12 protein-coding genes and 7 tRNA genes are annotated in these 13,030 nt (G+C 56.0%); 8 read left to right on the top strand and 11 right to left on the bottom strand.

The annotated features are described in order from the left end of the window. The first annotated feature begins 1 nt into the window (after position 1). On the top strand, positions 2-1,939 hold the full coding sequence (gene dxs, locus R0V12_RS01410; RefSeq protein ID WP_070478956.1) for a 1-deoxy-D-xylulose-5-phosphate synthase: 1,938 nt from the start codon (positions 2-4) through the stop codon (positions 1,937-1,939). 12 nt (positions 1,940-1,951) lie between these two features. On the opposite strand, the gene R0V12_RS01405 is transcribed toward dxs, so the two are convergent. Further along, positions 1,952-3,148 (bottom strand): HRDC domain-containing protein, encoded by a 1,197-nt coding sequence (locus tag R0V12_RS01405; protein ID WP_320072694.1) that lies wholly within the window; start codon positions 3,146-3,148, stop codon positions 1,952-1,954. 17 nt (positions 3,149-3,165) lie between these two features. Next, the gene (locus R0V12_RS01400; protein WP_070362359.1) at positions 3,166-3,741 is read right to left on the bottom strand and encodes a DUF3000 domain-containing protein; all 576 of its coding nucleotides are present in this window, start codon (positions 3,739-3,741) and stop codon (positions 3,166-3,168) included. A 189-nt stretch (positions 3,742-3,930) separates the two neighbouring features. Here R0V12_RS01400 and hemQ point away from each other — a divergent pair, with 189 nt between their 5' ends. After that, positions 3,931-4,632, top strand: coding sequence for a hydrogen peroxide-dependent heme synthase (hemQ, locus tag R0V12_RS01395; protein WP_070362360.1), 702 nt, complete (start codon positions 3,931-3,933; stop codon positions 4,630-4,632). 55 nt (positions 4,633-4,687) lie between these two features. Here the strand turns inward: hemQ and msrB are convergent, their stop codons facing one another. From msrB to R0V12_RS01380, 3 genes are read right to left on the bottom strand one after another with little or no spacing between them, the layout of a single operon-like run. Then, a complete protein-coding gene (gene msrB / locus R0V12_RS01390; RefSeq protein WP_070976779.1) occupies positions 4,688-5,107 on the bottom strand; it encodes a peptide-methionine (R)-S-oxide reductase MsrB in 420 nt (139 codons plus the stop codon). Continuing rightward, complete coding sequence (locus tag R0V12_RS01385) at positions 5,104-6,363, bottom strand: glycosyltransferase family 87 protein (RefSeq protein ID WP_320072693.1); 1,260 nt, start codon at positions 6,361-6,363, stop codon at positions 5,104-5,106. Before R0V12_RS01385 ends, msrB begins: the two co-directional genes overlap by 4 nt. A gap of 23 nt (positions 6,364-6,386) precedes the next feature. Next, complete coding sequence (locus tag R0V12_RS01380; RefSeq protein ID WP_070479004.1) at positions 6,387-7,142, bottom strand: pyrimidine reductase family protein; 756 nt, start codon at positions 7,140-7,142, stop codon at positions 6,387-6,389. Between the two features lie 50 nt (positions 7,143-7,192). Between R0V12_RS01380 and R0V12_RS01375 the strand changes: the two genes are divergently transcribed. After that, positions 7,193-8,488, top strand: a complete 1,296-nt coding sequence (locus tag R0V12_RS01375; RefSeq protein ID WP_070478961.1) for a hypothetical protein — start codon at positions 7,193-7,195, stop codon at positions 8,486-8,488. Continuing rightward, complete coding sequence (locus R0V12_RS01370) at positions 8,478-9,452, top strand: asparagine synthase-related protein (protein WP_070976789.1); 975 nt, start codon at positions 8,478-8,480, stop codon at positions 9,450-9,452. Before R0V12_RS01375 ends, R0V12_RS01370 begins: the two co-directional genes overlap by 11 nt. Positions 9,453-9,562: 110 nt before the next feature. On the opposite strand, the gene R0V12_RS01365 is transcribed toward R0V12_RS01370, so the two are convergent. The 6 genes from R0V12_RS01365 to R0V12_RS01340 form a co-directional block, all read right to left on the bottom strand. After that, a tRNA-Gly gene (locus R0V12_RS01365) sits at positions 9,563-9,638 on the bottom strand. Positions 9,639-9,670: 32 nt separating this feature from the next. Next, positions 9,671-9,742, bottom strand: a tRNA-Val gene (locus R0V12_RS01360). A gap of 5 nt (positions 9,743-9,747) precedes the next feature. Next, positions 9,748-9,821, bottom strand: a tRNA-Cys gene (locus tag R0V12_RS01355). 29 nt (positions 9,822-9,850) lie between these two features. Beyond that, positions 9,851-9,926, bottom strand: a tRNA-Gly gene (locus tag R0V12_RS01350). Positions 9,927-9,958: 32 nt separating this feature from the next. Next, positions 9,959-10,030, bottom strand: a tRNA-Val gene (locus R0V12_RS01345). 18 nt (positions 10,031-10,048) lie between these two features. Next, positions 10,049-10,124 (bottom strand) — tRNA-Gly (locus R0V12_RS01340). Between the two features lie 211 nt (positions 10,125-10,335). Here R0V12_RS01340 and R0V12_RS01335 point away from each other — a divergent pair. From R0V12_RS01335 to R0V12_RS01320, 4 genes are all read left to right on the top strand, one after another. Beyond that, positions 10,336-10,407 (top strand) — tRNA-Val (locus R0V12_RS01335). A gap of 132 nt (positions 10,408-10,539) precedes the next feature. Then, positions 10,540-11,112: a copper resistance CopC family protein gene (locus R0V12_RS01330; protein ID WP_070362364.1), complete on the top strand. Its 573-nt coding sequence runs from the start codon at positions 10,540-10,542 to the stop codon at positions 11,110-11,112. Positions 11,113-11,154: 42 nt separating this feature from the next. Further along, positions 11,155-11,784 carry a copper chaperone PCu(A)C gene (locus R0V12_RS01325; protein WP_070362365.1) on the top strand — a complete coding sequence of 210 codons (630 nt, stop codon included), beginning with the start codon at positions 11,155-11,157 and terminating at the stop codon, positions 11,782-11,784. Between the two features lie 15 nt (positions 11,785-11,799). After that, a complete protein-coding gene (locus tag R0V12_RS01320; protein WP_070477010.1) occupies positions 11,800-13,014 on the top strand; it encodes a Dyp-type peroxidase in 1,215 nt (404 codons plus the stop codon). Positions 13,015-13,030: the final 16 nt, after the last annotated feature.

Here is a 13,030-nt window from a genome sequence, read left to right as displayed (position 1 = left end):
CGTGGGACTGATAGGTAAACTCAATTCGCCAGCGGATTTGAAGTCGTTGGCGCCTGGGGAATTATCAGATCTCGCTGATGAAGTACGCCAGTTTTTAATTGAGAAGGTGTCAGCAACGGGAGGTCACCTGGGGCCGAACCTCGGCGTTGTCGAGTTGACAATTGCACTGCATTACGTATTCGACTCGCCAACGGAACCGGTCGTTTTTGATACCTCTCACCAGTCGTACGTGCATAAAATTCTGACCGGGCGTGCTGGTCAGTTTGATTCCTTGCGTCAGAAAGACGGTCTTTCTGGCTATACCTCGCGCTCGGAGTCGGAACATGATTGGACTGAGTCATCGCACGCGAGTGCTTCGCTTTCAATTGCAGATGGCTTAGCGAAAGCCAAGTACATTCAGGGCAAGGGCGACGAAAATGTTGTCGCCGTCGTCGGTGACGGTGCACTGACAGGTGGGATGTGCTGGGAAGCGCTGAACAACATTGCAGCCGCAGAACGCAACGTAGTCATAGTCGTAAATGACAATGGTCGCTCGTATTCGCCAACTATTGGTGGTTTTGCGAACAACCTGACTCGCCTTCGTGATCAGCTCGCAGCTTTGCGCATGAAACCCGGCTACGACGACGTAATGGAATCCGGTAAGAAGACCCTCAAGTCGATGGGTTGGGTCGGAGAACGGACGTTTGAAGCGCTTCATGCGCTGAAAGAAGGAGTGAAGGCCCAGGTTATCCCAACAGAGATGTTCCCGGAGCTGGGGATGAAGTACGTTGGGCCAGTAGAAGGTCACGACCTCACGGCGTTGCTAAGCGCTTTCGAGTACGCGAAGACCTACGAGGGGCCCTTGATTGTGCATGTTGTGACTGAGAAAGGCCACGGCTTCGCCCCCGCAGTTAACAACATCGCCGACCAAATGCACTCCACTGGTGCGATTGACCCTGTTACAGGAGAAACTCTGAAGAAGTCCAAGCCAGGGTGGACATCAATTTTCACCGAGGAACTTCTCGACGCCGCTAGGACTCGACGTGACATTGTCGCAATCACGGCCGCTATGGCTGGGCCGACAGGCCTTGTACCGTTCGCAGAGGAATTTCCTGATAGATTTTTTGATGTCGGTATTGCGGAGCAGCATGCGATTGCCTCTGCCAGCGGGCTTGCTCTCGGGGGACTGCACCCCGTTGTCGCGGTCTACTCCACATTTTTGAACCGAGCTTTCGATCAGCTCCTGATGGACGCAGCACTTATCAAGCAGCCGTTGACTGTAGTGCTCGATAGAGCGGGCGTCACTGGTACGGACGGCGCAAGCCACAACGGCGTGTGGGATATGGCGCTGACGTCGATCGTCCCAAATATTCGTGTCGCGGCGCCTCGCGATCCGCAGCAGCTAAGGGAACTGTTTAGGGAAGCTTTGACTGTTAAGGACGGGCCAACTGTCGTCCGCTTCCCTAAGGGGAACGTCGGCGAGAACCGAGCAGCTATTAAGCGGCTGCCAGGTGGCGTCGATATTCTTCGAGAGCCATCATCGACTGCGCAAGATGATGAAAGTGACCAGACAGTTGATGTGTTGATTGTTGCAGTGGGAGTTTTTGCGGATTCGGCACTACGGGTCGCTGAACGATTGGAATCGGACAATGTTCGAGTTACCCTGGTAGATCCTCGTTGGGTTGTGCCTGTTTCCCCTGATATTCTCGAGCTTGCGGTTGAGTCCGATCTTGTCGTGGTGTATGAAGACGGGATCGTGCATGGAGGCGTTGGTTCAGCAATTGCAGAAGCGTTGTCCTACGCTGAAATCGACACACCGCTGCGGCATATTGCATTTCCTCAGGTGTTCCCAGAGCACGCTTCCCGGGAACAGATCTTTGAAGAATTCGGTATGGACGAGTCAGCTGCGACGAAAAAGATTCGCGAGTGGGTACGCGGCCTTGAGGACCGCGATCAATAAGGCACTCGCTGCCTAGCGGCGAGGTTCCGGCTGTTCCGCCACGAAAATAGGTGCTAGGAAGTCTATTTGCCATTCGCGCAGTCCCATCTGCTTGAGCAGGGGACGGGTGTATTCCATTGGCCAATCTAGACGTTCGTGGAAGGCGGTCCATATGGTCCGTTCGAGGACCTTGTTCGTCAAAATCAGCTCTTTGCGGATCTTAAGAGTCTCGGCGATTTCGGCGACCCGATTGTTTATGTTTTGTCGCGTACGTAGCGCCACTTTGTTGTGCCTTGTCCACTCCCAAATGCTTTTCCTAGTAGGTAAGCGAAGTTGTTCCCTCAGTGCGGTTTCAAATGGGGATAACAGCGCATCATGGATTGTCTCGAGCCAGAAGTATGGATAGGTGGTGAGCGCATGGGTTGCACCGTCAAACGCCAGCAATTCGTCAACGGTCGTTGGGCGGGACTGAGCCAGTGGTACCAGCATCTTGTTCGGAAGTACTAATCCCGGAGCTATGTCTTGGTCGTAGGCAAAACAATCGCGAGCATCCCAAAGCCACTTCGTCAAAGTGAGCTCGAGATCCGACAATTTGTCCGAAACCTGGGGTATATCGAGCCAAGAATGTTTCTTTACCCCCGGGTTTGAACGCGTAGCTACCAAATGAGCAAATTCTTGATTCGCGTATTCAAGTTTGCCTTGCATATCGAGGAGGTGTACTAAGGCCTGTTCAAGGTGGGGCAGGTAAATAACGTCCTGCGCTGCGTACTCGAGCATTGAGTCGGTCAGTGGTGTCTGTGACCAATCGGCATCGCCGTGCTGCTTGGGAAGTGAGACTTGGCAAAACTCCTTTACCAACACGCCAAGTTTGGTTGCTGGGTAGCCTGCAAATCGTGCTGCAAGTTCGGTATCGAAAATAGTGGACGGACGTAATCCTAATTGCGCGAGACACGGTAGATCCTCTCTCGCCGCGTGTATTACCCACTCCTGATCATTGCAGACTGGTGCAAAGTACTGTTCGAACTCGTCTCGATAGTGCTCAGGGGCAATGAGGAACGTTCCCGCGTCTTTGCGGTAGATCTGTACGAGGAATGCTCGGTCATCGTAGCGGTACGCGCAGGCTCGTTCGGTATCGATACAAAAAGGACCAAGTCCTTCGGCTAATCGATCAGCTACCTCGGCAAACTGCGATGGATGATCGACAAAGGTGTAGGACAAATTCACTTCCATGCGTACACATACTAATGCTACGAAATAGTTCGCACACCTTCGGGTGGCAGACCCGCCACTAAACTGAGGACATTTGCAAACGCTTCCACATGTGATGACAGATCAATTCCTTCAGCTGTCCAAGATGCGCGCATCTCCAATTGGTACGCCCGCGGAGGGCCGCCAATCTCCCCGTAGCGGACGGAAGCTGTGGAGGTTACCGTACCTCCAAGGTTGGTAAACCCGGCCCCATTGCCATCGAGCGACTCGTTAAGCCACTGCCATGCCACATCGGGGAGAAGTGGATCCGCCGCAACAGCATCGTCCATATCTGCCTGGATATAGGCGACTAGTCGCATTGAACCCTCCCAGGCCTCTTCAGCGTCGGGGGAATGAAGCAGGATGAGGCGACCGAACGCGTCACCTTGGTCTGGCTTGGTCTGGATAACCTCAAGCCCAACGGCGTGGCTAAACGGTGCAGGCCGCTGAGGAGGCCGAATGGTACCGATGGAGATTTCTGGGCGCACTTGAGCCTTATGCATCGATTCGACCGCTGCGGTGAACTCCGCAGGAGTCGACGCGCTCTCGCTTGGGGAGGTGGTATCCGAGTTCATCACGCCAACCAAGCTAATAAGGATGCGGCTTTGAGGGGGCGAGGCGCGCCGTATATTGGTTCGCAAGATTCAGCGTTTGCAGCGAAGTGTACACTGAACTAGTACTTTCGTTTGATGTATGTTTTTATAGCGACGGTTGGTCGCCTTGGCATCCAACGTGTTTCCGTGAATCTCAGAAGGAGAGTTTAAATGGCGAAGCTTGACTACGAAAAGCTGAACGCAACCCAGCGCTACCTGCAGTACGCGGTATTTCGTGCGATCCCAGGTGCACTTGGTACCGAGCGCGACGAAGTTATCGCAGAAGCAGAAAAGTTCTTTGAGCAGCTCAAAGAGGAAGGGAAAGTTGTCGTACGTGGTATCTATGACAACACTGGTATTCGGGCTGACGCGGACTTCATGATCTGGTGGCATGCGGAGGAATTCGAGTACATCCAGGATGCACTCGCGCGATTCCGCCGTGACACTGCGTTCGGTCAGCTGTTGGAGGTTTCGTGGCTCGGTAATGGAATTCACCGCCCTGCGGAGTTCAACAAATCGCATCTTCCGAGCTTCATCATGGGGGAGGATCCGAAGGACTGGATTACGGTGTACCCATTCGTTCGTTCATACGACTGGTACGTAATGGAGCCTGAGAAGCGTCGCAAGATCCTAATGGAGCATGGCATGGCAGCACGCGACTATGCAGACGTTCGTGCCAACACCGTCGAGGCCTTTGTCCTTGGCGACTATGAGTGGATGCTTTCGTTCGAGGCGGACACGCTGGAGCGTATTGAGTCACTTATGAAGACGATGCGCTACACAGAAGCGCGCCTTCACGTCCGAGAAGAAATCCCGTTCCAGACCGGGCGCCGCGTCGCAAGCATTGCTGACGTCATAAAGGTTCTGCCGTAGCTGGCATTGCGAAATCAAAAACTCCCTCAGCGCATCTCGGCGCTGGGGGAGTTCTTTAATCGTCCTTTCTTGGGGCATCAAACTTCAGAGAAATTGAATTGATGCAGTATCTCTGATCGGTTGGTGTGTTGAAACCCTCACCCTCGAATACATGCCCCAGGTGGGAATGGCATTGAGCGCAAAGCACCTCAGTTCTTACCATCCCGAGAGAGTAATCGGCTCGCTTGATGACGGCGGCTTCGCTATCAGGAGCGTAGAACGCTGGCCACCCGCAGTGGGCGTCGAACTTCGTTGTAGAGCGGAACAACTCTGCGCCGCATGCGCGGCACACGTAGATGCCTTCTTCGAAATGGTCGGTGTACTCACCAACTCCAGGTGCTTCGGTGCCGGCTTGCCGAAGTACACGGAATTCCTCAGGGGCGAGGTGAGCTTTCCACTCTGCTTCCGTCATCTGCTGAAAACGATTCTCTGTCATGAGGGTCTCTGTCGCCTTTCTTTGTTGTGAACACTGTTGTGAGTACCCAGGTGGCCGTCGATACGATGAACACAGCCCAACCCAATGTGGGGAGGAATGTAGTAATCCAGTTCCCGATGAGAGGGTTTCGAAGTGTCGTCCATTGTAACGGTGCAAGGCAGAAAAATAGTCCGAATCCAGGGGCCGCTGGTGTGCATTGGGCTTCGTGCTGAAAGAACAGTGAAAGCCGCCGGGAAGAGCATCATCGAGTAGTAAGCCTGGCCGAGGGACGAGAGCAAACATACACCCGCGAGTAAAACCGTGGAGCTAAACGTGAGCCATAGGAGCTCGTCTGACCAGCGCCAGCGGGCAAGCCCCAGGACCGCTATAGCGACAGTGATGCCGAAAAAGACGAATAGTGCGTCGTAGAACTGCGTCGGAAAGCCAAAGTAAGTCGTGAAGCCGGCAAGCGATGAATTGGCATAGTCGCGGGTGATCTTTAGATAGGGGACGACGACATCGATGTAATCGCGGGCGCCCGGTGTCATTGGCCATGCGACAACGTTGAAGAGCACGGGAACTAGGACACTCGGTACGACGCAACGCCAGCGGAGTTGCATGAGTGGCAACACCACCAAGGGGGCAAACATCGGCTTGACCAGTATGGCGAGGCCTAGGCAGACGCCGGCTAACGCAAAGCGCCTGTGAGTATAGCTATAGAGGAATACGGTAAAGAGGAGCAGCAATACACCATTGATGTTCGAAAAGACGAGTGTGTTCACAACTGACTCGGTGCAGAAACTGAGCACGATGCTGATAGGTAGCAGCGGGTGGCTCAGCGGTTTTCCACTGAGCTTCGTGAGGATTCCAAGTGCCGCAAGAATGGCGGCGGTGTTTACTAAAACAAAGAGTGGACGGATCAGCGAGGCGTCGTCAAACAGGCCCAAAGGTGAGAGCAGTAGCGTAGCTCCAGGATTGTAAAGATAGTGCGGATCGACGTGGTGATACACCTCGTTGTAGACGGGGACGCGCTCGACAAAGCGACGGGTGGCAGCCCACACGGTGGTGAAGTCGTCGGTCTGGGAGCCGTGCCTTGCAAGAACGGCAACTCGGTGGATGGTGAGCAGAAGTGCCAGTGGCCAGGCAGCTGCGTTAGCGGCGGTTTGTAGCGTGCGCGTTGCCGCTGTGGTGTGCGAGCCATTCTGTGGGGCAGGAGCGGTCCAGATGTTGTTCAGGCGCTGCGCCCAGGCGGGGGGAGTGTCTTGTGCGTACGTCACTTGCATAACAGTACCGAATGCAGTTACCCCTCGTGGGAAGCAGCAGTGCCCCACAGACGGTAGCGCACGAACATCGTCGAGTCCTCGCTCACCCGCACGTCTTCGAGCTCGAGCGGGGTGGCATAGTCTCCACCTCCGCCGAAGAGGGGCTTTTCTACCTTGCCTTGCAACGTAGGGTCGATGGTCAGGTGCAAAATGTCACCGAGCCCAGCAGTCAGGAGCATGTCGTAGAGTCCAGGTCCGCCCTCGCAAACGATGCGGTTAAAGCCCTGGGCGTGCAGGGCATCGATAATTGAGCGTGCAGTGCCATCGCCAGTGGACAGAATGCGGCCGCCCGCGTGCAGGAGTGCTTCTCGACGCTCGGCGAGCTCCGGATCGTCGACGTGGTGCTCCGGAGCGAGGAAAAGCGGAGGCACCTCCGTGTCGTAAAACAACTGTGTGTCCACGTCAAACTCGAAGCTTTCGGTGATGATCGCAAGCGGTGGGACCTCCGCCTGCCCGCGGGACCGACGTTCGGCCTTGTCCTCGTCGGTGCACTTGACTCCGAAGTAGTTTTCCGCCCGCGCGGTGCCTCCACCGACTAAGACAGCGTCGGACCACACACGCAGCAGGTTGAGCAGCGCGGCATCGATGGCGTTGCCAAGGGAGCGGGAGGTGCCATCGAGAGAGGCCGCGCCGGAAAGTGTCATGACCGCAAGCAGACGCAGTTCCGGGACTGAAGCGGGCAGCACAGTGCCCAGCAATTCAGCTGGTTCGAAAGTGCGGCTCGCGTCTATCATGGCGTCAAGCGTACACATCTGACTGCCAGGATTTTAAAAGGAGACAGCACGTGCTCGATCGTTTTCCGCTCGTGGAAGAGGCGCAGCGGGTATGGATAGGTGGCGAGAACCCTGACCGGCTCTTCGCAGCGCTCTTTGACCCAGACGTGGCAGATGCCGATTGGAAACAGCAGGTCTGCGTACTTGCAGACGCGGTGTTCGGTGAGACCGTCTACCGTGAAATCGATGCGTTTGAAGCGATGTTCAACGCCGTGACCGACGCAACATGGAAGGCACGTGAGCGCTGCCTCGGTGAGCACAACGAGGAATGGCTTCGGCTGTTGCCGGAATGGGCAAGGCAGTCTCGCACTGCAGAGTTCGCGCTCATCCTTATCGAGCTGCAACTCCATCGCTTCAACTTCGACCACGATGGCATCCGGCGCGTACTCGATATGGCGAACGATGCGCCCCTGCGCTTCCACAACCTGTCGGTGACCGTCAACCTCAACCAGGTTTTTCTCACCTTCGCCAGGCTGCTCTCGGGTCGTAGGATTGACCCGCAGCACGTCTTCGACGCCGTGGGAGCCCCACCCAGCGACGGGAACGAGCATGCCGTTTCTCAGCTGGAACAAGTGCCACTGAAGCTCAAACATCTCATGCTCCACGGGTTGTGGCTCTACCCAGACACCGAGTATGGGGAGCAAATACTCGCCTTCTCTGAGGCAATCTTGCGCTATCACTCGCCAAACGACTACATCGCGCACTACCGGCGTGCCGAGGGATACCGCCGCATGGCAGCCATCGAAGCAGCACCACGCTCCGACGTGTTCTCGGGACACACGGTTCGTTCCCGGGACGACTTTTACGCCGAGGCACTGCACTCTGTGCAGATGGCCATTAAGAACCTACCCGCGGATGCCACAGCGCTGCACGGGGAGTTCGTCTCCTACCGGATGATGATTGCCACCGAACGGCAGGTACAAAACTCCATTCAAGGACGTGTAGATGCAGAGCTTGCGCACGTCGGCGCCGAAGTAGAGCGGATGTCGGAGAGGATTGAAGCAGAGTCACGCAACAGTCTCTTACGGAGCATAGAGATTCTGTCTGTCTTCCTCGCTGTCATTGGGGTGCTGTCTTTCAACATCTCGCTCGCAGGGCTAGAACAGATTGGCACCTTTGAACGCTTCGGCCTGATCCTTACCGCCGGGGTCATCCTGGGCGCATTCTCCTGGATGGTGCACGTGGCGGTCTACCGCCATACGCACGCCGAACCGGTGGTGATGAAAACGCGACGGAAACAAATACGAGAGCTGCAGCAGCGAATTGCAGCGCTTGAGGAAAGGACGAAAATTGGCTGTGACGGATAAAGGCTGCGAATACGTCGCCGACGAGCGCAGCATCGAGCCAGGTACATACGAGATCACCGAATATGCGCCAGCTAAACACGCTGTCGTCGACTACCTGCGTGCACGCCTCACAGCGGTGCTCGGGCGCTGGCCGGGGCGCCCCACTCTCATGCTCTCCGGCGGCGTCGACTCGATCCTCATCGCCGCGGTGCTCGCCCAACTGCGTACCGACGTCCTCGCGGTGACGTTCAGCCAAGACTCCTCGCAACAGGCAGCGGAGGAGACCAAGGTGGCGAGTGAGGTGGCCCGCGCACTCGGCTTCGAGCATCACGTCGTCGCCCCACGCGGGGAAGCGCTGGAGACGCTGCTCAAGGAAACCATCGAGCGCCTCGACACCGTGGAACCTTGGGAAGTGCTCTCTGGGGCCATTTTGGTAGCCATCGACACGTACAGGCAGGAGTATCATGCCGACGGCGCACTCATCACAGGGGCAGGTGCGGACGCACTGTTTCTCGGCGGAAAAACCATCGATACAGCAGCCAACAATTACCTCCAACTGTGGGATGACCAGGTACGCCGAGGGATCAAGGCAAACTTCACCAGGCAACGTTTCATCCCGGACTTCTACGAGCGCCTCATCGCAGACCCCGAGCGCCACATTCAGGTTTGGCAGACACACGAGGCAGTCGACCTCGCACTGCGCATCCACCCACGAGTCATCCGTGGGGCCGACATCGCACAAGACAAGGCGCTCTTCCGTCGCATCGCTGCAGACATGGGAATCAGTCCGGAACTCGTGCAGACCACGAAAAACCCGATGCAAGTCTCATCAGGAGGCGTAGACGCCATTGTCACGCTCGTACGGGAACAGCTGACGCGCCGGGCGGGGGAGAAGACGTACTCCGACCCGATGAGGGAACCGTTGGAGTTTACGGTGGCTCGCATGTTCCTCGAACAGCTGAAAACCCAGGCGCGCGGTGAGTAGGAGGGCCCACGTCCCTAGATATATGTGGGTCAGGGCACGCTGAAACCGCAGCGTCCAACCGATATGAGACAAACACACGCCCTCGGGAATCCCGGGGGCGTGAGCCTATGTGGAGCGGATGACGAGACTCGAACTCGCGACCCTCACCTTGGCAAGGTGATGCGCTACCAACTGCGCTACATCCGCATGCACATTTTGAAAAGAGCTGTGCGGCTCTGTGCGCGATACTGGGATCGAACCAGTGACCCCTACCGTGTCGAGGTAGTGCTCTACCGCTGAGCTAATCGCGCGAGGTTGGAGGTGGATACGGGAATCGAACCCGTGTACACGGTTTTGCAGACCGTTGCCTAACCACTCGACCAATCCACCGTGAGTACCTCCGAAGTACTGAAAGTACTTGGAGCGGATGACGAGACTCGAACTCGCGACCCTCACCTTGGCAAGGTGATGCGCTACCAACTGCGCTACATCCGCATGCACATTTTGAAAAGAGCTGTGCGGCTCTGTGCGCGATACTGGGATCGAACCAGTGACCCCTACCGTGTCGAGGTAGTGCTCTACCGCTGAGCTAATCGCGCAGAGTGTCTAAAGACACTTGGAGCGGATGACGAGACTCGAACTCGCGACCCTCACCTTGGCAAGGTGATGCGCTACCAACTGCGCTACATCCGCATGCTCTCCGGAAGCGGAACCTCCGTTGTGCGTGAACAAACATTATCTGTTGGCTCTAAGTTTTCCAAATCGCCAGCACAGGGCCGGTCTTGGCAGGTGCGTACGATGGTGAGGCGCTGGGTTGGCAGGGAAATTGCTGTTACTCGGTGAAAGTGTTGCTGTACTGCGGATTCGTTGAAGGAGTGGAGGGGGTGTAAAGTAGTTCGCGTTCGGTCCTATGGCTCAGTGGAAGAGCGTTCCGTTCACACCGGAAAGGTCGCTGGTTCGATCCCAGCTAGGACCACTGAATGCCCGCCTTGCGGGCATTTTCGCTTTCTATGGTCCGGCACTGGGCATGCTGGGGAACTAATCCGCCATTCGTTACGACTAATGTTGTACTGGTTTAAAGTCAGTTCATTTTGTAGGAGGGATCCGAATGTCCAAAGCAGGACAAAGGGTACAGCGAACGGCATGGGCTATATTGAGTGCCGTATGTGTAGCTTCTGCGTTGGCCGGATCAGCGGAGGCACATGATGCCGTTATTGGGGGAGATCCATCAAACGGGTCCGTGGTAGCCGAGTTTCCGAAAGAGCTGTCGTTGGAGTTCTCGGGTCAACCCCAGGAAGGCTTCAACACGTTCGCGCTGTCGCGGGTATCGGACAACGAGATCCTCTTTACTGGAGAGCCAGTGCTCGACGGACGATTTGTGTCCCTTGAACTTCCAGAGAAAGTTCGCGAATCTGGTGACAAAGTGCCAGGAGAGTACCGGATCGGATTTCAGATTGTCTCTTCAGATGGGCACGCCACTAAAGGGATGACAACGTTTACATATGCGCCGGAAGGTTCACAAGTTGTCGATGAAACTATGGAAGATTCCGTGCCAACCGGAGAAGTGAGCGGTTCTTCATCCAGTTCCTTTAGCTGGCTTTTTGTCGGCGGACTAATCCTGCTTCTTTTCGGTGCTGTAACGGCACTTTTACTGCGTCGCGGCTCCTTGAGCAAAGATTGAGCCAGTACATACACAAGTTTTTAGCAACGACTAAGGAGAAATATGAAAAACATTTGCACTGCAGCTATTTCGGCACTTGGTGTCGCCGCTCTTGCCCTGACGGCTTGCTCGCCATCGCAGGAAAACCCGTCGACATCTGCGCCAACCGCTGCAGAGACAACAACCGTGGAGTCCACTACGACTGCTGCTCCAGACAATGACAAGCTTCAGGGCGAAGGTGATATCCGCGTTGAGTCCGCGGCTATTCGTGCGAAAGCAGAAGCCGGTGCGGAAGGCGGAAAGTCCATGACCGGGTTCTTCGGTACGCTGCACAACACCTCTGACAAGGACATTCACATCGTTGGCTTCACTACGTCACTTGGCGACGCCACCTACGAGATCCACGAGGTGGTAGATGGAGTCATGCGCGAGAAAGAAGGCGGCATCGAGATCCCCGCCGGTGGGACATATGAGCTCAAGCCTGGCGGTGACCACTTCATGATCATGGGCTTCGACCCTGCAATTCCGGCAGGCGACGTGGTCGATGTAACGCTTGAGTTCGCCGACGGAACCGAGGAGCAGATTCCAGACGTAGCCGTTCGCTCTATGCTTCCGGGTGACGAAGACTATGGTGAGCACGGGGAGCTCCAGGGGCACCAACATGGGTCCATGGGTGAAGGCCACAACCACTAATTGAAGGAAAGTCGAATGCCTGTCAACCGTCGTCATTTTCTCGCCGGGACTCTGAGTGTTGCTGCCGCCGGGGCAGCCACAGCTTGCGCGGAAAGCCGCGATGCTGTGGTGAATGCTCAGCAAGAGCCTGCGATAGACCTTGCCACAGCAACGGTTCCGTTTGACGGCATACACCAGGCAGGCATTTCGACGCCTCAACAGTCCTCACTAAATCTGATTGGTTTCAATTTTAAAGATGGCGTCGATAAGCCTGCGATTGTTCGATTGATGCGACTGTGGACTGAGGATGCCCGTGCGTTGACAGCCGGCGAAAACCCGTTGGCAAGCCTGGAACCAGAGATGACGGAACACCCCGCAAACCTCACCATTACCGTGGGGTTGGGAGAGAAGTTTTTTGATATCGCCGCGCCTGAGAGCAAACCGTCGTGGCTCCACGACATTCCGGCGCTCTCGCGAGACGAGCTTTCACGGAACTGGGGCCAGACTGACGTGGTGTTGCAGATTTGCTCAGATGACCCACTGATGTGCGCATGGGCGATGCGTCATATGGTGCGAGCTGGCGTCGATTATGTAGCTACCGCGTGGGTGCAGCAAGGGTTCATGAATAACCCTGCTGTACACCGCGAAGGAACCACGCCACGGAATCTCTTTGGACAGATTGATGGCACGGTAAACCCTCACACTGATGAGGAATACGACGCCCAGGTGTGGGCAAAAGGCGCTGCAGAGTTTGAAGGTGGAACGTCGATGGTGGTTCGTCGAATAGCGATGAACCTTGACACCTGGGAAATGCTCGACCGGACATCCCGTGAAGAGGCCGTCGGGCGCAGGCTAGACAACGGAGCACCCCTTTCGGGCGGCGAAGAGTTCACTCCGGTAGATCTGGAAGCGCGGGACGAATATGGCCTGCCAAAGGTCGATAGAAACTCGCACGTTGCCAGGTCAATGGCGCCTGAAGGGCACCCAGAGCAGAAATTTAAACGGCGCCCTTATAACTACAATTTGCCGCCTGAGCCTGGGCAGGAACAGCTGTCCAACGCTGGCTTAGTGTTCATTGCATTTCAGGAAAACCCAGATACGCAATTCACTCCGGTCCTCAAAAGGCTCGATGAGGCTGACCGACTGAATGAATGGATCACGCACATTGGTTCGGCGGTGTACTGGATACCACCGGGCACGCAGGCGCAAGATGGTGCTCCGAGTTTCTGGGCCGAGTCACTACTCGCGTAGTGAACGCGGTATGATT

The sequence above is a fragment of the Corynebacterium sp. UMB2355A genome, assembly GCF_033877495.1.
GTDB classification, from domain to species: domain Bacteria; phylum Actinomycetota; class Actinomycetes; order Mycobacteriales; family Mycobacteriaceae; genus Corynebacterium; species Corynebacterium pseudogenitalium.
This window is presented reverse-complemented; position numbering and strand designations above follow the sequence as displayed.